We start from the raw sequence: 22,129 nt of genomic DNA, 5'->3' as shown, positions 1-22,129 counted from the left end.
TAGGGGTGGAAGATTTGCTCTTATAGCAGTCTTCCACTCTTATTTTTATTTAATAGTAGATATTCTAAAAGTCGTATGCTTTTAAATTTGATTTTAAGTGTTTTATTTTTTAATTTGACATACCATTGATTAACGTATTTTTTATAAAAGTGCTAAAATTTTTTCGGTATAGTGATGCAATAATAGACTATATTATTAAGTTTATTTTGTGTGAAGTTCTTATATTAGAGCTTTGAGTTATACTATGCATGGTCTTGAGCTATCAAGACTTTTTATCACGGGAGCTTGTTCTATACAGGCTGAGAGGGCGTAAGCCGACCGGAAACCTGATGCGGGTAATGCCGCCGTAGGAAGGAGTATCATGCGAAATATTCGTATTATTGGTGCAGGTATCATTGGTTTAGCAACAGCGTGGAGACTCACGGAAGCTGGCGTTAAAGTCAGCATTATAGATCCAAATCCAGTTTCTGGCGCTTCTCACCATGCTGCCGGCATGTTAGCTCCTACAGCAGAAATGCAATATCAGCAAGAAGCGTTATATCCACTTATGTTTGAGTCTGCAACAATGTACAAGGAATTAGTTGATTCGGTTGCAAAGTATACTGATAAGCCAACCGGTTACTTAGAGTGCGGATCTTACGTAATTGGTGGCGATGCAGCAGATAACGAGCACGTAAACGAGTTGTTAAATTTGCAGCACCGTTACGGACGTAGAGCTGAGCATATTTCTGTTAGTAAGCTTCGTGAGATTGAGCCTGCTCTTTCGCCAACTATTGCTGGCGCTGTGAGTGTTCCAGATGATCATCAAATAAATCCTCGTCTTTTCACTGCAGCAATGATTGATGCACTTGAAAAGCGCGGAGTTGTGATTGAACGCCGCTCGAGCGCTCCAGATGATTTAGGTCCAGATACAGTTTTGGCTTCTGGTTTAGGTGCAAAAGATATGCTTCCACAGCTTAAGCTTCGCGCTGTTTGGGGAGATATGATTCGAATGACTATTCCTGAGCCATTGCGTCCAATTCTTAGTTCTGTTGTTCGAGGTTTTGTGCACGATCGACCAGTGTATTTAGTTCCTCGTGCTAAAGAAACTGGCGAGCTCGTGCTTGGTGCTACATCTCGTGAAGATGATCGTGATATTCCAAAAGTTGGTGGAGTTCTTGATTTGCTTCGCGATGCTCAAAGCGTGCTTCCTGGTATTCAGGAATGCTCTATTACAGAAGTTACTGCAGGGGGTCGTCCTGGAACTCCAGACGATTTACCATTTATTGGTATTGATCCTAAGACTCATACTACGATTTCTACAGGTTACTTCCGTCATGGAATTTTGCTTACAGCTTTAGGATCTTCTTTAACTACAAAGCTTGTGCTTGAGCAAGAGCTTACAGAAAAGGAAAAGGGATTCTTGGAAAGCTGTGATCCTGCACGTTTTTAGGCTAAATTTTTAGACGTTAATAAAGGTTGAATTATGCAAATCGTCGTCAATGGTGAAACTATTCAAGTGCAAGATGGCTTAACGGTTGCTGAGCTTATTGCGAAACGTTATGGCTCTGATGCGGGTCCTGGCATCGCAGTAGCGATTGGCGACGATGTGCTAACTCGTGCTCAATGGAAATCAACGCTTATATGTGATGGGAATCAAATTGAGATTCTTAGTGCAGTACAAGGCGGATGACTTTAAATAATTCGAGTATTTTTAGTAAAAATTTATATAAGAGGCTTAAAATGACAGAAAATAATTCTAAAGATAACGTAGAAGAGAATAGTGATTCATGGCAGCTTTGCGGAAAAACCTTACATTCAAGGCTTTTGCTTGGCACTGGTGGTATGACTAGCATTGACATTATGGAGAAGTCGCTTGTTGCATCAGGAGCACAAGTCGCAACTGTTGCACTCCGCCGTCATGCAAAAACTGGAGTTGATATTTACGGCATGTTGCAGCGTCATAATATTAACGTTTTGCCAAATACTGCAGGATGCAAAACTGCGCATGACGCTGTTCTTACAGCTAAAATGGCTCGCGAATCTCTAGGAACTGATTGGATTAAGCTAGAGGTTATTGCAGATGACGATACTCTGCTTCCAGATACTCGTGAAGTTTTGCTTGCTGCAGAAAAGCTTGTTGAAGAAGGCTTTAGTGTTCTGTGCTATACGAATGACGATCCGATTGTTGCTCGTAGATTAGTTTCGCTTGGTGTAAAAGCTATAATGCCGGGCGGTGCTCCAATTGGCACAGGGCTTGGAATTTTAAATCCTAGAAATATTGAGCTAATTGTTCAAGAGAGCAATGAATCAAATATTCCTGTGATTTTGGATGCAGGCGTTGGCACTGCTTCAGATGTTGTTAAAGCATTTGAACTCGGATGCTCTGGAGTGCTTCTTGCAAGTGCTGTAACTCGTTGCCAAGATCCTGTGAAGATGGGTTATGCAATGGCTGCTGCAGTAAAAGCTGGAAAACTTGCTCATGATGCTGGTCGTATCCCTAAGCGTGAACATGCACTTGCTTCTTCTCCTGTTGAAGGTCGCGCTTGGGCTGACTCTGTATTGTAATTGCCCAAATGTTGATTGATAAAACTTATGATAACGTGCAGGAGCTTGAGGATGAGCGTACTTGCCGCCACAAGCTCTTGCCGGGCTTTACTACTGCACATCAACAGTTGCTTCGAAATGCGAAAATTTGCATGATTGGTGCTGGAGGGCTTGGATCTCCATGCTTGCTTTCTCTTGCTGCTGCTGGTGTTGGTGAAATAACTATTTGTGATGATGATGTTGTTGAGCTTTCTAATTTACAAAGGCAAACTTTATACACTGTTAATCAATGCGGAGAATCTAAAGCACAACTTGCTAAAAAGCGTTTGCAAGCTTTATCTCCAGGATTAAAAATAAATCTTGTGTCACGTTTTAATAAAGATAACGCTGAACAACTTGCAAAGAATCATGATTTAATAATTGATGGCTGTGATAATTTTGAAACGCGTTTTTTGATTGCAGATACTGCTTGGAGTGTAGGAACTCCAGAAGTTTACGGTTCTGTGCTCTATTATGAAGGTCAAGTAAGCGTTTTTGTTCCATTTAAAGGTCCAAATTTACGAGATTTGTATCCTTGCCCTCCTCCTGAAGAAATTGTTCCAAAGTCTGCCGTTTTAGGCGCTACTGCAGCTATTATTGGTGCAATGATGGCTACTGAAGCAATAAAGCTTATAACTGGTTTAGGTCGTCCTCTTATCGGTGTTTTAGCTCGTTATAATGCTTTAGATAATTCGTTAAGGCATTTCAAGTTCTCTTCTTGATTTTTTACTTTGTTATTACGTCTTTTAGAGTTTTTGCAACTTCTTTAGGGTTTTTTGCGCGCATAAGTGCAGAAACAGTACATACTCCATCGATTTCGAGATTTCTAATAGGGAATACTGTATTTTCGTGGATTCCTCCGATAGCTAATGTTTTTACACCCATTTTATGAGCTACTTTAGCTACTTCATTAACTCCGTCAATTCCAAGTGGTGGCACATCGTGTTCTTTAGTTGTTGTAGCGAAAGCTGCTCCAATACCTATTACATCTGGAAGAGGTACATCGTGTTCTTTGCACTCTCTATAAGCTTTTTCCATTAAATCAGGTCTTGCACAAGATAATCCAACCATCCATTCTGCAGGAATCTGTTTGCGTGCTTCAACGAATGGCATGTCTTTTTGACCTATATGCAAATTAAATCCGAGTTTAGAAGCAACGTTGACTGAATCATCAATGAAAATAGGTACATTTGCATGACGTGATTTTATTAACGCTTTTCTAAGTTTCATAGCTTTAGAAGAAATTGTTGCATCGTCACAATATTTATCTCGTAGTTGTAATACAGTTACTCCGCCTTCTACGCTATCTACAGCTACGTCTTCTTCAGCACGGTTGCTCATTTTAGGATCAGTAACTAAGTACAAAGTCCAATCTGTTGGTTCAATAGTGAACTCTATATTTGTGAGTTCTAGCATTTTTTCAACGCTTAGAGTTGATAATGCGTCAATCCACAAAGTGCGGAATGTTCCTGGTGCTATTGAAAGTTGTTCAGCGTATGATCCTGCAGCTTTAGCGTGAACGTGAGCTGCTACTGTTGCAGCTAATGGTCGTTCTGGGTTTGCTCCAACATAAGCTGCTATTAGTGCTCCAAGAGTGCAACCAGTGCCAACCACTTTTGTCATGATCTTACTTCCGCCTGTTATTCTAGCGAAGCATCCGTGTGCGTAAACTGCGTCTTCTACTCCAGAAATTGATATAACAGACCCATATTTTTTGGCTAGTTTTCTAGCTGCTTGGATAGCGTTGTCAACTGTGTCTTTAGCGTCAACGCCTTTCATATCGCTTTTTATTCCTGAAAGAGCTAGAATTTCAGACGCATTAGCGCGTATAACAGTTGGATTATGTTTTATTATATCTTTTACAAAATTATTTCTAGTTTCTAATGCTTCTAATCCAATTCCAACAGGATCTAAAACCCATGGAGTTCCTGCTTCTTTGCAACCTTTAATAGAACTGTATATTGCGCGCGATCTTGAATCTTTTTGGAATGTTCCAACGTTTACGAGCACTCCGGATGAGATTTTTGCAATATTATATGATTCTTTCGGATCGCATACCATAATAGGAGATGCTCCTGCTGCTAACAGTGCATTAGCTGTTATGTCTTGCACAATTATGTTTGTTATGCAATGCGTTAAAGGATTATTTTTGCGTACTGTTTCAATACATTTTCTTACGTCATTTATAAACATTCTTTTGCGCGCTTTTTTTGAAAATGATGTATCGAAATATGTATTTTCGTTTTTAATCATGTTTTCGTGTTTGTTATCGTTATTAAGCATTTTATTGATATTCCCTTCGCTAGTTCTAGCTAGATCAGGTTCAACGGGTGTAATCTCAGCGCATTTTGCGCACCCCGAACCGTGATATCACGCGATGTCATGTGATATCTAGATTTTTGATTTTATCGCTTTGGATGTATTTACTGTATTCGAGTTTTATGCATATTTTGATTGATATTGATAATTTGTGTCTATATTTTAATTGTATATAATTGACTTATAGTGTTTATTTTAGGCGTTTTATTTCGTTAAAATACATTGGAGAAGAAGATATGAATTGCTCGAAGTGCGGATATAATAATTCTGAGGATTCTAAATTTTGTGAAAACTGCGGTAATAATCTTGTAAGAAAAGATGATTCAAATTCTAAACCTACATACATTCTAGATCAGCAAAAGTCGTTGTCGAATCAGCCGAATTTTAGTAGAACTAATCAATCTACTCAATTTAGTAAGGGCTTAGCGTTTAATAATTCTCCGAATAATCTTTCACGATTCAATAACACTAATATTTCTGCTTCTAGTGGAAATAATAATTTAAATAATAATGATATTAGTTCTAGCAATGTAAATCCTCATACAAATAATCCTCATGCAAATAATCCGAATCAGGCTCCGAATCAACCTTCGCATCAACCTTCTTTTGGAAACGGTTCTTCGTCTTCTTCGTCTTCTCAATCTTCTCCATACAGTCAGTCGAATCAATACCAATCTTCACAGTATTCATCTAATCAAGGCTACGGTTATCAGCCTAATTCTCATATGAGTCAACCAGGATCTGGGCATTCGTCTTACTCTAATTCTTATCAAAATAATGGTTCGTATTCGCCTAATAACTCATATTCAGTTGGGAATAATCCTCAATATTCTAGACCGTATGGCGCTCCTAAATCAAATCCTCAATCAAATCCTTCGTCAAATTATCCAACAAGACCTTACGGAAATCCTAAAGGAATTCCTTCAAATAGTGCGTCTTCGTCTGCTGGCGTTCAATCTTCTGCTGGAGTTCCTTCTCAATCGTCTGTGCCATCTAGCTCTGCGTCATCTAGCTCTGCATCATCTAGCTCTTCTGTACCATCTGGTTCTTCGCCGTATTATTATTCGAATTCTCTTAGTTCGACACCTAATGATGCAATGGACTCTGCTATTTCATCTATTGCTAATGGTTTTAAGAATGTTGCTTATGGTACTAAGAATGTGTATTCAAAAATTGTTCTTTGGCCTTTGTGGGTGAAAATCGTATCTGTGATTTGCACGATTCTTATTATTACTGTTCCAGCTGGATTGATTTCCTATTATAATTGGGTAAATCGCTTCCAAATGCCATACGGTAAACTTCGTTCAGCGATTACTCAAAACGTAGCTGATAATTACAAAATAAGAATTGTTGGCTCTGACGTTAGAGATTATCCTCATGTTAAATTGTATTTTTCTGTGACAGATAATACTGGAGAATCTTTGGAGATTGAATCTCCAACTGCAGCTATTAAAGAAAAAGTTGGTAAAGGTTCAGATATTGAACGTAGAATTCGCAATATTGAGCGTATAAAAGACAAGCAAGGCGTTGGCTATGAAATTATGCTCGATAAGTCGTATTCTATGTACAATTCAATGGACATCATGAAAAATACAATGAAAGACTTCGTTAGAGCTCTTAATTATAAAGTTGGAGATAAAGCTGAAGTTATTTCTTTTGATACTTATTTGATGTATATGGCTTCTTATACGAAAGATGAAGATAATCTTCTAAACGGCATAGACAATATGGAGCCTTACGGTAATACTGCTTTATATGATGCTTTGTACACTGGAGTTACTAACGCTTCTAAAAGAATTGGAGCTAATTGCGTTATTGCGTTTACAGATGGCGAAGATAATATGAGCCAGCATAGTATGGATGATGTAATTTCGTTTGCAAAGGATAAAGGTATTCCGATTTATTTGATTGGTACTGCAGATGCGAATACAACTTATTTGCAAACTATTGCTGAACAAACTGGTGGATACTTCTGGAACTTGAAATTTATCAAAGATATGAGCGAGGTTCTTGATCGCATTAAAGCAAACCAAGATAATGTTTATTGTCTTGAATACGATTCTGATTCTTCTGCTGACCCATATGCAGATCGCGTTATATCTGCTCTTCTTGCTGATTCTAAGCATAGTTATTCTGGCGGAATAGGCGATGATCTTCCGTTTAATCCTATTAGAGGAGAAAAGGTTCAGAAAGCTTCTTACACAGTTCATAAAGGCGATGTTACTTGGACTGAAGCTAACGCTGCGTGTATGCAAGATGGAGCGCATTTAGCAACTATTCCTACTAAAGATGAAGAAGATAAACTTATTCAATTAGCTGAAGAAAATGATATTAAGTATGTTTGGATCGGTGGATATACGTCTGAGCGACCAAATGGAGATGTGTTCGCGCATTGGATAACTGGTGAAAAAACAACTTATACAAATTGGATGCAAGGTGAGCCAAGTCGTAATGATCGAGATGGTTCTCCTGAGTTTTATCTTATGTTGTGGAAAGTTGGGGATCAATGGTCTTGGAATGATGAGAGGGATAATCTTTATAATTCTTCTTATTTGCATGACACTTTTTCCGGCAAAACAGGATACATTTGCAAAGTAGATTCTAAGAATTGATGAGTATTTTAAACTTTTATAAGTTTATAAAAGTTTAAATTATTGATAAGTTTAAGCGCGTAAAATCAAAACGTGGTGGTGAATATGTTTAATTGCAAAGATCCGCGGTCTTCGGCTCACTCGAACCCACGCATAAGACGTGATGCAAATCGCGCAACGCGTGTATGTATGCGGCGTGTTCACAGCTTTTCGTTGCGAAATATATTTATAAGTTTTGTGTCTGTAATTGCAATTATTTCTGTTATATCTGTAATTATTTTTGGCGCTTATAAAATTTATGAAAATAGTTTGCCTAGCGGTTTTAATGCATCTTCGCGAGAAAGTATACTATCTAATTCTAGAAATAAATCTCATAATGCTACAAAAAAATATCGTTTTCGTTTTAATGTTTCAAATGAAGAAGTCGATAAAATACTGAAATCTATGACTCTAGAAGATAAAATTGCTCAAATGTTTATGGTAACTCCTGAACAATTGATTGGTGTGAAGAATGCTGTTACTTCCACAAATAGAGCAACATATAAGAGATTTTACGCGATTCCTGTTGGCGGAATCATGTATAAGTCCGAAAATTTGTTAGATCCAAATCAAACTAAAAATATGATATCTAGTTTTCAATCTTTAAGTCAATCTAGAGTTAGTTTGCCTGCATTGATTTCAGTAGATGAAGAAGGTGGAACTGTAGCTCGTGTTAGTAAAAATCATGCTATGAATGTTAAAGATTCTCCTAATATGAGCGATGTTGGTGCGTCTAAAAAGACTATCAAAGCGTTGCAAATTGGAAGATATATGGGCAAGTATCTTTCTGATCTAGGATTTAATGTTGATTTTGCTCCTGTAGCAGATGTTTTAACTAATCCGAATAATGAACTAATGCGTAAAAGATCATTTGGTTCTGATTCTAATCTTGTAACTAATATGACTTCTGCTTTTACACAAGGATTGCAATCTTCTAATATTTTTGCTACTTATAAGCATTTCCCTGGTCATGGTTCTACTAAAGAGGATTCTCATAAAGGTATTACTATTTCTGATCTTAATGAAAAAGAATTGGAACATGTTGATTTGAAACCATTCAAAGACGCGTCTGAAATTGGAGTGCAATTTATTATGGTTTCGCACGTGTCTTATCCGAAAGTTACAGGCGATAATACTCCAGCGAGCATGTCTGAAAAGATTGTTACAGGTTTAGCTCGTAAAAAGTTGAAGTATGACGGTGTTCTTATATCTGATTCTATGGGTATGGGTGCTATAACTAATTCTTTCTCATCAGGTCAAGCAGCAGTTCAAGGTATTCGTGCTGGATTAGATATGCTTTTGTGCCCTCAAGATATTTCTGTAGCTTATAAATCCGTATTGAGAGCTGTTCGAAATGGTTCTATAAGTGAGAAACGTATTGACGAGTCTGTTCGCCGTATTATTAGAGTTAAGTTGCATCTTGAATCTTCATCTTTAAATTAGTTATTTTGTTTTGCTTTTTTTGTTTTATTTTTTGTTTTATTTTATAGTTTTTCAAGTTGTTTTGTTTCGCTATATTTATTTTTTATTCAAATTATATTTGCATTTGTACGCTTATAGTGTTAGCATCAATGACAACACAAACTTGTATCTTATTTGAATTAAGTTTTGTGAATAACCACTGTAAGTGTATGAATTTGGGAGGTAGATATCATGCGTAACATGAATGCTCAATCTCTCGATGTTCGTAGTGCTGTTCGTATGTGGTGGTGGCAGACTTCTCTTTGGCGTAAGTTTACTCTGAAGTTTTAGAAGCTGCACAAATAAAGTAAAGCTTGTAAAGACCTCCGGGTAAACCGGGGGTCTTTTTGTATAACAAGCTTAATTTTCAAAATCACAAAAATTCGATTGCGCTATATTCGCTTATAGAGCATAAACAAGGAGAGAAATCATGGATAACGAAATGAATGAAAAAAATGGAGTTGACGCTAATATTGCAAATCCAACAACTTATGACGCATCATCAATGATGCAAAATGTGAAAGTAAAGCATCATGCTTTAGATATTACTTCATTAGTTTTAGTTGCAGTTTTATTTGCTGCAGGATGCATTCTTGATTTTACTGTTGCTAAACCTCTTCGTATTGGAAATATCCAGCCTGAGTTTGTTATTGCTTCCTTCTGCTTGGCGATTTTGTTGGTTCGTCCAAAGATTTATCAAGGAGCTATTATTGGAGCCCTTGCTGCAACATTAATTCAACTTAATACTTCGATTCCATTCCTTGAATATGCGTGTGATATTCCTGCTGCAATTATTATGACAGCTATTTTAATTGGATATGTCCATCTCTTCCCAAAGGATGCTGCTCGTAAAGTAAGTGTTTTCCCATTTATTGCTACTTTTGTTACAACAGTAATTTCTGGCTGCATTTTCGCTTCTATTGCTACTTGCTTTATTATGCATTCCCCAGAAATGATAATAGGAATGTTGCCAATTATTTTTGGCACTGCTGCGTTTAATGCTATTATTGTTGAGATTCTTTACACTCCAATAAGGCTTGTATTGCATAAGTAAGTGAATTCAGCTACGTAAAATGCATGTAATTTTATTTGTTATTATTTGTAGGCATAGTGTGCGTAGTTATGAATTAAGCGTAGTTATGAATTAAGCGTGGGTTGGCACTAGCTATGAATGTAGTTAGTGCCAACTTGTGGCGTTGTTTTATGCAAAAATTCGTGTGTTTGTGCGAGTGTGTTAGAGTTGAGAATTGTTATGCAAACAAAAAAAGAAGAGATTTCAGACAATCGCTTACTTGAACGGACGGGACAGCGTAAAGAGATTATGGAAGAAACTCATGATTCCAACAGTGTTAAGCCATTGCTTGAATTAAACGATGTATCTTTTCAATACATTATTCATCGTGATGGAAATAATGAGTCTAAAGATAAGAAACATAATGAAAGTAATCTTAACTTTGCTCTTAATAAAGTAAATCTTAGTATTTATACAGGTGAATTTGTTGGAATTATTGGACCAAGTGGCGCTGGTAAAACAACTCTTGCTTCGCTTTTTTCTGGTGCTATTCCTCATCATTATTCAGGACATCTTTCTGGAACTGTGAATATTGCAGGATATGACACTAATAGTCTTGAACTTACTAATATTGCTTGCTTAATTGGTTCTGTTATTCAAGATATTGACGCTCAAATGGTTGCTGCAAATGTGGAAGACGAGTTGCTTTTTGGTTTAGAAAACTTTTCAGTTCCACACGATGAAATCCTTCCTCGTATAGAGAATGCTCTTGAAACTGTTGGTATTACTAACTTGCGTAATCGTGATTTAGATACGCTATCTGGAGGTCAGAAGCAGAAGGTTGCTATTGCTGCTATTTTGGCTTTAAAACCTAAAGTTATGGTATTAGATGAGCCAACTTGTGCGTTAGATCCAGTTTCTTCTCGTATGATTTTCGATGTTTTAAGAGATTTGAATAGAAACTTTGGTATTACTGTTGTAGTAATTGAGCAAAAAGTTGCTTTATTAAGCGAGTATTGTAAGCGTCTTATTGTGCTTTCTAAAGGTGAGCTTGTGATGGATGCTCCTACAGGAGTTGCTCTTAAAAATGCTGATTTGCTTAGTGAAGTTGGTATCAATTATCCGCGTACTACTCATCTAATTAAGCAATTGCAAGAGGAACAAATTTGTAGTAATTCTGAGCTTACTGTTGGAGTTGAAGAAACTGTAGATACTATTGTTAAAACTTTGCAATCTGATATTCCTAATACTTCTAATACTTCTGATTCTTCTAATTCTTCTAATATTTCTGAAACTTCTGATGAAAATAATGCAAATATTTTAGAATCTGTTAATGAACTTTATGGCTCTCACATTATAAAATCTAATAGTTTTGCAAATCCATGCTTATCGCTGAATCATGTGAGTTTTGCTTATACAAATGGTGTTAAAGCTCTTGAAGATGTTTCATTTAATGCAAACAGTGGTGAATTGATTGCGTTAATTGGAAGAAATGGCGCTGGTAAAACAACTATTACAAAGATTATCAACGGTTTATTAAGACCTACAAAAGGTAGTGTAATAATCGATGGAATTGATACTAAAACGCTACGAATCAGTCAAATAGCAAAATATGTATCTACATTATTCCAAAATCCTGATTATCAATTATGTAAAGAAACTGTTCTTGAAGAAGTAGCTTTTAGTTGTAAGTTAATTGGTGAAGATTCTAATCAAGCTCAAGCGCATGCAATGGAAGTTATTGAAAAACTTAATCTTAACCCTCTTGATATTCCGTTCATGTTGTCTCGCGGTCAGCGTCAAATGGTCGCATTGGCTGCAACTGTTGTAACGCGTCCTAAAATACTAGTTCTTGATGAGCCGACTTGTGGTCTTGATTATCGCGAATGCGTTCGAATTATGCAAGTAGTTGAAGATTTGCGAGATCATGGATGTTGTGTGATTATGGTTTGCCACGATATGGAAGTAGTACTTGATTACGCAACTCGTCTTATAACAATCAATGATGGGAAACTTATTATTGATGGATGTGCTCGCGATGTTTTTGAAAATCCAGAAGTTACTAAAGCTGCTTCATTATGTCCGCCATTACTTTGTTCTGTTTCTAAAGGTTTAGTTGAGCACGGTTTTAAGCAATGTGATGGTTTATATGTTAGATCTGAACTTGTAGAAGCATTGCGAAACGCTAAATCGCGAATAAATAGAGATTTTAATTGTGAAAAGTAAGGTAGCTGATATTTATGAAAACGAAATTATTGACTTACCAGCATGGAAATACATTTTTTCATAAAGCAAATCCTATTGCTAAACTTGCTCTTGCAACAAGTGCAGTAATAAGTGTGTTTATTGCTCAACAGTATAGTGTTCTTATTGCTTTAATAGTTCTTACATTAGTATCAATAGCTTGTTCACATATTTTCTCTTCTATGCTTACTCTTATTAAAGCTGTTATTGTATTCACTCTTGTTATGTTTATTATGCAAACAATTGTTATGCAAAAAGGTCACTATATATTTTTATGGTTTACTCAAAGTGGTGTTGATATTAGTGCAAAATCTTCTTTAAAACTATTTTGCTTTGCATTGCCTTTAGTTAGTGTTTTTAATGTAACTAAATTAAACGATCTTGCAAATTCTATAGTTCAATATTTGCATATTCCATATTGTTATGCTTTTACGATTACTACTGCTGTTCGTTTTGTGCCAATTTTCGCACAAGAAATGTCTGCTATTAGTGAAGCTCAAACTGCTAGAGGAGTCGAGTTTGATACGAAGAATCCTTTTAAAAAGTTAATACTTATGGCTCCTTTAATTGTGCCTTTAGTTATAACTTCTGTGCGCAAAGCAGATTCGTGTGCTTTAGCTGCAGAACATAGGGGATTTTATCTTAGAAATAGCGCATCTTCATATTATAAATATTCATTCACTTGGCGCGATTTGATTATATTTACTATTTCTGTGATTCTTCTTGTTGCTCCTATACTTATTTCGTGTTTCGCTCCATACATAGTGTGATGCAAGTTTTTAGTATGTGTAAATCTGAATATAGGTTGTTTTAACATTCAAGCGTTTTGTTAAAAGCATTGAGGTGTGTAATGAATAATATTAAGTTTTGGATTAAAGGCGCTCGTATATACACCCTTCCTATTGGCTTAGTTCCAGTTGTTATGGCTGGTGTTGTTGCTTTAAGAGTAGTTAAAAATTCATATTGTTTTATTAGTTCAACTAATGTTTTTAGGTTAATAATACAATTCATACTTTGTATTGGGATCGCGCTTTTCTTGCAAATATCAGTTAATTACGCTAATGATTATTGCGATGGTATAAAAGGTTTGGATGATAATCGCAATTTGCGAAATACAGTTAATAATGATTTTCAAAAGAGGAATAAGTCATCGTTATGCGATGTTTCTTGGAAGTTAGCTGATGCTAGTATTACAAGACATCAAGTTCGTAACGCTATGATTATTTGCGCATTATGCGGATGCTTATGTGGTTTGATTGCTATTGTTATCTCAGGATTATGGTTGTTTATTTTAATAGGTATCTTATGCTTAGCTTCAGCATGGTTTTATGCAGGAGGTAAACATCCGTATGGATATTACGGTTTTGGGGAAATAAGCGCATTTACATTTTTTGGACCTGTTGCATTCATTGGAACTTTATGCATTATTTTTTATGGAATTGGAATTTCAAATCATATTGTTATAAATTCTCCGCTTTCTTCTTTTGCATGTGTTGCAATGTCTTTTATTCCAGGAGGTTGTTCTGCATGCTTAATGATGATTAACAATCTTAGAGATATAAATGTAGATAAAAATCATGGAAAGCTAACTGCAATGGTGCGAATTGGTGAAAAAGCAGGGCAGACCTTGTGCTCTTATGTAGTAGTTATGGTATTAGTTTTTATGACTTTTTATGCTGTTGCTAGTCTGATTTTCCCATCTTTTATGCCATCTGTTTGGCATTTTGGAGTTAATTTTAAAGACGGATTGATTCAAGGTTTCGCGTTTAATACTTTTAGATTATGTTTATTTATATGTCAATGCATTTTGCAATTAGCTGTTCTTGCAATTATGTTCATTAAAGGAATTTCATTGATACGAGTATTGCATAAAAGCGATTACAAACGTGCTTTTCCATTATGTGTTAGCGTATCTATGTCAACTGCAATATCTACATTGTTATCTTTGTTATCTATTATGTGATTATCTTATGTGATTATCTTTTTTATATCTTTTTCTGATATCTTTTGTGATATATTTTGTGATTCTAAAAATTACTTTTACTGCCTTAACTTTTTATATAAAAGCGTTGCCACTTGCGCGTCTTATACATGCTTATATGTACGATTGATACTCACGAACGTTGTGCGCGTTATGCCTGAATTGGGTAAAAATTACACATACTACCGTGTGGTATATGTGAATGAAGTGTTTGTTGGCATGCGCTCGCTAAAAGATACACGGCGGTGTTGCCTAAAGTTGGGCAAGGAAATGAGGTTTGTATGTCTGAATTACGTGATGGTGAAGCATCTGGCGAAATGCCTGTGGTGCTTACTGATGAGGAGCTTAAAGCCGCTGCTAATGAAAATCCTAGTGAAGAATCTAATGTAGATGATGGAATGCGCACTGTAGTTGTAGCAGAAGATGAAGCTGTTAATCGCATGGATTTAGTCGCAATGCTTGAAGACAATGGTTACAAAGTAGTTGGTCAAGCTGCTAACGGTGAAGAGGCAATTGAATTAACTCGTAAACATCATCCGGATGTTGTTTGCATGGATGTTAAAATGCCGGTTGTTGATGGTATTCAAGCTGCAGCTACTATTTGCGATGAAAATATTGCTCCAGTTGTTATGCTTACTGCATATTCTCAAACTGATTTAGTTAAGAAAGCAACAGGCGCAGGTGCTATGGCTTATGTTACTAAGCCTTATGAGGAGTCTAAACTTCTTCCTGCATTAGAAGTTGCTATGGGTCGTTTTGGTGAAATCAATGATTTGCTTGATAGCGTTGAGCGTACAGAAACTCAGCTTCATGATACTGAAGATCAATTGCGTGCCACTGTTGAAAAGCTTAAGAAAGCTGAAGATACTCTTGAAGAGCGTAAGCTTGTAGACAGAGCTAAAGGCATGCTTATGGATAAAGCTGGGTTCTCTGAGCAAGGAGCTTTCCGTTGGATTCAAAAGACTTCTATGGATCAACGTATTCCTAAGAAGCGTCTTGCTATGGCAATTATCGCAAAATATAGCGATGATAAGCCATCTGAAGAGTAGTGATATTTTTTGTTATTTTATTTTTAAAAATAAGTTATAGTTATACGGAATGTAGGTGAGTGGTCAACAGTGAATTCCAACATCGTCGAACCTTCAGATAGAAAGAACGAGAAAGGGACGTTGCTGGTTGTTGATGGCCATTCGCTTGCGTTCCGTGCTTTTTTTGCTATACCTTCAGAAAAATTTGTAACTCGAGATGGTCAGTCAACAAATGCTATTTGGGGATTCATGACTATGCTTTCGACTGTTATTGAATCAGAAAAGCCAAATAAATTAGCGATTGCTTTTGATGTTAAAGGTGGAACTTTTAGAAATAAAATGCTGCCTCAATATAAAGGCACGCGCGATGCTGCTCCAGAAGAGTTGATTTCTCAATTTCCAATTTTGCAAGAATTATTGAAGTCTTTAGGTGTTGTTTACGTAGAAAAGTCCGGATTTGAAGGTGACGATATTATTGCAACAATTGCTACGATGGGTGAAAAGGATAATTATCGAACTTTAGTTTTATCTGGAGATCGAGATGCTTTTCAATTGATCGATGATCATATTACAGTGTTGTATCCTGGTCAGCATTTCAAAGATTTGAAACATATGAATGCTGAGGAAGTGTTTAATAAATATCAAGTTTTTCCTAATCAATATCCTGATTTAGCAGCATTGCGTGGTGAAAAATCCGATAATATTCCTGGTGTTCCTGGAGTTGGTGATGGTTATGCTGCTAAATGGATAAATCAGTTTGGTGATTTAGAAAGTATTTTTGCGCATGCTGATGAAATTACTGGTAAAAGAGGTGAAGCTTTACGAGATAATATTGAGCAAATCCGTTTGAATCGTAAAGTTAATGCACTTGTTAGAAATGTAGATTTAGATATAAAAATTGACGATTTAAGTTATGGTGCGGTTGATGCTTCTAAATTAGGTTCTATTCTTTCTCGTTTGGAATTTGGTGAGAATAAGAAGCGAAAAATAATGCGTGTGTTCAATTATAATAAAAAAGATTTGGACGACGACATGTATACTATGCTTCATGCTTCGCAAGATAATTATTCTAAAGAATCTACAAGTAGTAATTCTAGTAGTTCTAGTAATTCTAGTAATTGTGATTCAAATAAAGCTTTCGAGAATTCAAATTATAGCGAATTAGACAATTTAGAAGATGAGATTGACAAATGTGAAGTTACTAATATAACTTCTGTTAAAGATGTAAATGATTGGTTTAATTCTGTTTCGGATTATCTGGATTCCCAGTTGAATTCTCAGCTGGATTCTGATAATAATGAGAAAAATATTAAATGTCCGCTTGTGCTTTATGCAAATGAAACTCAGCATGATAATTATAATGGTGTCCCTCGTGCGGACTCTCTTGTAATTATGGTAGATTCTAAAGTTGCTGTTATTAAATTGCAATCTTCGCAATTACTTTTCTTGTCTAATTTGCTGAGAAATAATGTAGATTCTAGCGGAAATAATATTTGTGATTCTTCATCTAATTTGCACAAAGCGACTGAACTTTCTAGTGATTCTTCTGCTAGAGCGCATAATAGTGACCATAATGATAGTTCTTCTAATAAGAAAACAATTTTGCTAATATTTGATGCTTTGCGCTCATATATACGAAAATATTCTTCGTTAGTAGTTCTTCATGATTATAAAAAACATTTAGCATTATTAAGATTCCTAACAGTTATTGATTGTTCAAATGATTTCACTCCTGCGATGGATACTCGTTTAGCTGCTTATCTTGTTGAGCCTGATTCAAAGTCAGAAACTATTGAAGGAGTTGTAAAACACTTTTTTGGCGTTGAGATTGAAACGTCTAACGAAACAGTAGCTACTAAGCAAGGTGAATTAGATATTCTTCTTGATGCAGATTGTGCTGATTTAGAACAGCAATCAGTACAAGAATCAGATAGTTTTAAACAACTTATTACTAAAGCTATTCTTATTCGTGCGTTATTTACGTATTTTACGCCAATTCTTCGTGAACGTAAGCAAACATCATTGATGTTAAACCTTGAAATGCCAATTTCTAGAGTTCTTAGAAGAATGGAAGATTGCGGTGCTGCTGTAGATATGAATCGCTTAATTGAGATGCGTGATCAATTTGTTTCTGATTCGCAATTGGCTCAAAATATCGCGTGGGATATTGCAGGTAAGCATGTTAATTTGCAAAGCCCTAAGCAAGTGCAACAAATCCTTTTCGAAGATATGGCATTAAAGCCAACTCGTCGTACTAAAAGTGGATCTTTAACTACAAATGCTGAAGCTCTTCAAGAATTGTATGCGAAAATAGATCCTGATGAGCCAGCTAGCCAATTTTTAGGAGCTTTACTTAAGCATCGTGAAACTAATAAGTTGAAGCAAATTGTTCAAAGTCTTATAGATGCAGCTCATTATAAAGATGGCAGAGTTCATACTACCTATGAGCAAACTATTGCAGCTACAGGTCGTTTAAGTTCAGTAGATCCAAATTTGCAAAATATACCTAATCGTAATGCTCAAGGTCGTGAAATTCGCGCTGCATTCGTTTCAGGTGAAGGTTATGAATCGCTTATGAGTTGCGATTATTCTCAAGTGGAATTGCGTATTATGGCTCATGCTTCTAAAGATGAATCTTTAATTAAAGCATTTTGTTCTGGTGTTGATTTCCATAGATACGTAGCAAGTATGGTTTATTCAATTCCTATGGATGAAGTTACTTCTGATCAGCGTACTCATGTTAAAGCTATGAGTTATGGTTTGGCTTATGGTTTAAGCACTTATGGCTTAGCGAAACAGCTTTCTATTGCTCCAAGAGAAGCATTGGTGTTGAAAAATAAGTATTTTGCTACTTTTGGTAAAGTTCATGATTATTTGGAATCTTTAGTAGATAAAGCTCGTTGCCGTGGATATACAGAAACTATGTTTGGTAGAAGAAGATATTTCCCTCAATTACATTCTAAGAATCGTGTTCTTCGTGAATCTGCTGAGCGTGCTGCTTTGAATGCTCCTATTCAAGGAACTGCTGCAGATATTATGAAAATGGCGATGATTAAAGTAGATAATGATTTGCGTGAAAACGGAGTTTTAAGTCGAGTTATATTGCAAATACACGATGAACTTGTTCTTGAAATAGCTCCTGGAGAGTTAAAACAAGTTGAAAATATTGTTCGTAATGCTATGGAACATACTGTTGATTTGAGTGTTCCTCTAAGTATTTCAACAGGTGTAGGTTCTGATTGGCAATTGGCTGCTCACTAATTTATATAGTTGTTTAATATTGGAAGACTAAGCAACGCTAAAAGATAGAAAAAGAGAAAATTATGGCGTCATTATTTCAAACAGTACAAGCGTTAGAATCGCTTTACCCTCTTGAATTTGCTGAATCTTGGGATGAGCCTGGACTTATTGTTGGAGATATGTCTGCATCTGTTAAACGTATTGTATGCGCAGTTGATCCTACTTTAGAAGTTGTTAAGCGCGCTTGCAATATGGGTGCTGATTTATTAGTAACTCATCATCCTCTATTTTTCCGTGCTGTACATGAAGTTTCTGGTCGTTCAGTACGTGGTGAAATTGTTCGTAATCTTGTAGAAAATCATTGCGGATTATGGGTTGGTCATACTAACGCTGATTGCGCTTACAGGGGAGTTGCGCATGCTGCAGCTGATTCTTTAGGTTTGTTTAATCAACATCCTATAGTTTTTCAAACGAAAGATTCTAATGGTAATGAAGTTGGATTAGGAAGAATCGGAGAATTAGATAGTCCAGTTAGCTTGAGTGAATTTGCTAATAGAGTGTTTAATGCAATACCTCATAGTGAAGTTGGAATACAAGTTTGTGGCGATATTGATGCTCAAGTTTCTAAAATAGCAGTTTTGCCTGGGTCTGGGGATTCGTTATTTAATGAAGTTAGAGCAAGCGGTGCAGATGTATATGTTACAAGTGATTTGCGCCATCATCCTGCTCTTGATGCTATAGAGCAAGCTCGTTACGAGTTTTCGTTGCGTAAAAATTGTGGATTATTGGATTCATGTGATTCTAATTTTAAGCCTATGCTCATTAATACTGCTCATAGTGCAATAGAGTCATTGTGGTTTAACTATGCTGTTGAAGACATATCTAAAGCTGTTGAATCTATTTGCGGTAGTGCTCCTCAAGTTGTTTTGCTTAAAGAGTCTACAGATCCGTGGAATTATGTAATTCACTAGTTTTAGCGTGTTTCTAGTTACTTCTATGTAGCTTTTTGCGTTTTAGTTTGTTTTAATTACATAAATTTTATTGATAAATTTCTGAAACAACACGCAAAATAAGGCTGTTTATAAACAAAAATTTGCACAATAAAAGTATTTTTAGCGTATTCTTTATACTTTTCTAAAGAAACGCTAATATATTCATGAAACTTGCAAAAATATATGCGATACTTAGATTATGCAGATTAGACCAGGTTCTATGTACCCGCTTGGTGCCACGTATGATGGCGCGGGTGTGAATTTCGCGCTATTTTCAGAAGTAGCAAAGCGTGTTGAATTATGTTTGTTTGATGAGCAAGATAATGAAACTCGTATTGATATTGCAGAACAAAATTCATATGTGTGGCATACTTACATATCGGGTGTTCAGCCTGGTCAACGTTATGGGTATCGCGTTCATGGACCGTACGATCCAGCGCATGGATTGTGGTGTAATCCAAACAAGTTACTTCTAGATCCTTATGCGAAAGCTATCGAGGGTAATATTGACGGAGATGAAAGCCTATTTTCTTATTGGTTTAATAATCCAGACGATATTACAGCAATGAACACTTTAGATTCTGCATCTCATACAATGAAGGCTGCAGTAATCAATCCTTACTTTGATTGGGGTAATGATCAGCACCCTATGATTCCTTACCATGACTCAGTTATTTATGAAGCTCATGTTCGTGGTATGACTAATTTAGATCGTCAAGTTCCTCCGGAAATTCGTGGAACTTATGCTGGCTTGGCTCATCCAACTGTTATTAGTTATTTGAAGAAATTAGGTGTTACTGCTATAGAGTTAATGCCTATTCATCAATTTGTAAATGACTCATTCTTGCAAAATAAAGGTTTGAGTAATTATTGGGGATATAACACAATTGGATTCTTTGCTCCGCAAAATTCATACTCTAGCTCTGGTCAGCGCGGAGAACAAGTTAATGAATTTAAAGCAATGGTTAAGGCTTATCATGCTGCTGGTATGGAAGTAATTCTCGATGTAGTTTATAACCATACTGCTGAAGGTAATGATAGAGGTCCAACTTTAAGTTTCCGTGGTATTGACAATCGTGCTTATTACCGTTTGGTTGACAACGATCAAAGACATTACTTTGATACTACTGGAACAGGTAATTCTCTTCTTATGCGCTCGCCTAAAGCTTTGCGTTTGATTACTGATAGTTTACGTTATTGGGTTACTCAAATGCATGTAGACGGTTTTCGATTTGATTTAGCTGCAACTTTGGCTCGCCAATTCCAAGAGGTTGATAAGCTTTCAGCGTTCTTCGATATTATTGAGCAAGATCCAATTATTTCAAGTGTTAAGCTTATTGCTGAGCCGTGGGATATTGGAGTTGGGGGATATCAAGTTGGAGGATTCCCTCCAAGTTGGTCTGAGTGGAATGGAAGATATCGCGATTGCGTTCGCGATTTTTGGCGTTCTCAGCCTTCAACACTGCCTGAGTTTGCTAGCCGTCTTATGGGAAGCTCAGATTTGTATGAGCAAAATGGACGAAAGCCTGTTGCTTCTGTGAACTTTATTACTGCTCATGATGGTTTCACTATGAATGATTTAGTGAGCTATAACGAGAAACATAATGAAGCAAATAAAGAAGGCAATAATGATGGTGCTAACGATAATCGCTCTTGGAATTGCGGTGTTGAAGGACCAACAAGTATACACGATGTAAATGATCTTCGTCAGCGCCAAATGCGTAATCTATTTTCAACTTTGTTAATGAGTCAGGGCATTCCTATGATTTGTGCTGGCGATGAGATTATGCGTACTCAAAATGGTAATAATAATGCATATTGTCAGGATAACAGTATTTCTTGGATGAATTGGGAAGTGAATGAAACTCAACAAGAAATGTTTGATTTCGTTTCGAAACTAATTCATTTGAGATTGGATCATCCTGTATTGCATCGTCGTAGATTCTTTACTGGTCGTCAAGCGGATGATGATGTTTCAGAAATTCCGCAAGTTGAGTGGTTTGATCACACTGGTGTTGTTATGGATATGCATGCGTGGACTAATACTCACGCGTTGTCGGTTATGATCTATTTGAATGGTTCAGATATTCCAGAAACTGACTGGTATGGACGAAGAATGGTAGATAATGACTTCATATTGATTTTTAACGCACATTATGAGCCTATTACGTTCACTTTGCCAGATAAAAGATATGGTGAAAAATGGACTTTAGTTGTTGATACTAATAATCCTAAAGGTCCACAATTGCATTATGAATCTGGTTTTAATATCGTTGCACATTCAAGGAGTTTTTTGCTTTTGATGAGCGAGAAGTAGAGCGTCAAATAACGTATACGTTTGTTTACAGAATATGACTGTTGTTGTGAAGCGTGGAAAATACTTACCTCACAGGAGCTTCAACTTTTTACGTTCGTTTAAATGTTGTTGCTTGTAATAGTAAAAGTTAGATTTTAGGTTACTTTAGTTTTATAAAGAGTTTGGATTAGGTGTAACTCTTCAAATACCGTTTCGCTTTTTATTGTTCGTTAAGTATTTTCCACGCCTCACTAGTACATGATGAGTGCGAAATTACATTGTCAGCAAGCTTATAGTTTTATTTACAGTGTATACTTCCCAATTAGTTTAGGCAGAGATTTAAGATTTTTCGCCCTGAATG

General features: G+C 36.2%; 15 protein-coding genes and 2 riboswitches. Of the genes, 14 read left to right on the top strand and 1 reads right to left on the bottom strand.

The genetic code is table 11. The annotated features are described in order from the left end of the window. The first annotated feature begins 267 nt into the window (after positions 1–267). Positions 268–371: riboswitch (TPP riboswitch) on the top strand. The 4 genes from thiO (at position 362) to HMPREF3230_RS00925 (ending at position 3,287) form a co-directional block, all read left to right on the top strand. Next, positions 362–1,432: a glycine oxidase ThiO gene (gene thiO, locus HMPREF3230_RS00940; RefSeq protein ID WP_075523127.1), complete on the top strand. Its 1,071-nt coding sequence runs from the start codon at positions 362–364 to the stop codon at positions 1,430–1,432. It overlaps the preceding riboswitch by 10 nt. Positions 1,433–1,465: 33 nt before the next feature. After that, entirely contained in the window at positions 1,466–1,672 is a 207-nt protein-coding gene (gene thiS, locus HMPREF3230_RS00935; protein ID WP_075523126.1) for a sulfur carrier protein ThiS, read from the top strand. Between the two features lie 50 nt (positions 1,673–1,722). Then, positions 1,723–2,547 (top strand): thiazole synthase, encoded by an 825-nt coding sequence (locus HMPREF3230_RS00930; protein WP_075523129.1) that lies wholly within the window; start codon positions 1,723–1,725, stop codon positions 2,545–2,547. 8 nt (positions 2,548–2,555) lie between these two features. Next, positions 2,556–3,287 carry a HesA/MoeB/ThiF family protein gene (locus HMPREF3230_RS00925; RefSeq protein ID WP_075523125.1) on the top strand — a complete coding sequence of 244 codons (732 nt, stop codon included), beginning with the start codon at positions 2,556–2,558 and terminating at the stop codon, positions 3,285–3,287. A 4-nt stretch (positions 3,288–3,291) separates the two neighbouring features. Here the strand turns inward: HMPREF3230_RS00925 and thiM are convergent, their stop codons facing one another. Next, positions 3,292–4,848 (bottom strand): hydroxyethylthiazole kinase, encoded by a 1,557-nt coding sequence (gene thiM, locus HMPREF3230_RS00920; RefSeq protein ID WP_075523124.1) that lies wholly within the window; start codon positions 4,846–4,848, stop codon positions 3,292–3,294. Then, positions 4,842–4,935: riboswitch (TPP riboswitch) on the bottom strand. Its footprint overlaps the gene before it by 7 nt. A 185-nt stretch (positions 4,936–5,120) precedes the next feature. Here thiM and HMPREF3230_RS06575 point away from each other — a divergent pair. The 10 genes from HMPREF3230_RS06575 (at position 5,121) to glgX (ending at position 21,789) form a co-directional block, all read left to right on the top strand. Further along, a complete protein-coding gene (locus HMPREF3230_RS06575; RefSeq protein ID WP_075523123.1) occupies positions 5,121–7,496 on the top strand; it encodes a VWA domain-containing protein in 2,376 nt (791 codons plus the stop codon). Positions 7,497–7,580: 84 nt separating this feature from the next. Further along, positions 7,581–8,957, top strand: coding sequence for a glycoside hydrolase family 3 protein (locus HMPREF3230_RS00910; RefSeq protein ID WP_082266214.1), 1,377 nt, complete (start codon positions 7,581–7,583; stop codon positions 8,955–8,957). 448 nt (positions 8,958–9,405) lie between these two features. Beyond that, complete coding sequence (locus HMPREF3230_RS00900) at positions 9,406–10,029, top strand: hypothetical protein (protein ID WP_075523121.1); 624 nt, start codon at positions 9,406–9,408, stop codon at positions 10,027–10,029. 267 nt (positions 10,030–10,296) lie between these two features. Next, on the top strand, positions 10,297–12,213 hold the full coding sequence (locus HMPREF3230_RS00895; protein WP_075523128.1) for an ABC transporter ATP-binding protein: 1,917 nt from the start codon (positions 10,297–10,299) through the stop codon (positions 12,211–12,213). A 14-nt stretch (positions 12,214–12,227) separates the two neighbouring features. Further along, positions 12,228–13,001, top strand: coding sequence for an energy-coupling factor transporter transmembrane component T family protein (locus HMPREF3230_RS00890; protein ID WP_075523120.1), 774 nt, complete (start codon positions 12,228–12,230; stop codon positions 12,999–13,001). Between the two features lie 80 nt (positions 13,002–13,081). Further along, on the top strand, positions 13,082–14,194 hold the full coding sequence (gene menA, locus HMPREF3230_RS00885) for a 1,4-dihydroxy-2-naphthoate octaprenyltransferase (protein WP_075523119.1): 1,113 nt from the start codon (positions 13,082–13,084) through the stop codon (positions 14,192–14,194). A gap of 299 nt (positions 14,195–14,493) precedes the next feature. Continuing rightward, positions 14,494–15,261 carry an ANTAR domain-containing response regulator gene (locus HMPREF3230_RS00880; RefSeq protein ID WP_075523118.1) on the top strand — a complete coding sequence of 256 codons (768 nt, stop codon included), beginning with the start codon at positions 14,494–14,496 and terminating at the stop codon, positions 15,259–15,261. Between the two features lie 69 nt (positions 15,262–15,330). After that, positions 15,331–18,501 (top strand): DNA polymerase I, encoded by a 3,171-nt coding sequence (gene polA / locus HMPREF3230_RS00875; RefSeq protein WP_075523117.1) that lies wholly within the window; start codon positions 15,331–15,333, stop codon positions 18,499–18,501. 62 nt (positions 18,502–18,563) lie between these two features. Beyond that, on the top strand, positions 18,564–19,451 hold the full coding sequence (locus HMPREF3230_RS00870; RefSeq protein ID WP_075523116.1) for a Nif3-like dinuclear metal center hexameric protein: 888 nt from the start codon (positions 18,564–18,566) through the stop codon (positions 19,449–19,451). A 220-nt stretch (positions 19,452–19,671) separates the two neighbouring features. Beyond that, complete coding sequence (gene glgX, locus HMPREF3230_RS00865; RefSeq protein WP_075523115.1) at positions 19,672–21,789, top strand: glycogen debranching protein GlgX; 2,118 nt, start codon at positions 19,672–19,674, stop codon at positions 21,787–21,789. Positions 21,790–22,129: the final 340 nt, after the last annotated feature.

The organism is Gardnerella vaginalis, from assembly GCF_001563665.1.
GTDB classification, from domain to species: domain Bacteria; phylum Actinomycetota; class Actinomycetes; order Actinomycetales; family Bifidobacteriaceae; genus Bifidobacterium; species Bifidobacterium vaginale_A.
The sequence above is the reverse complement of the archived record's forward strand: the minus strand, read 5'-3'. Positions and strand labels throughout refer to the sequence as shown.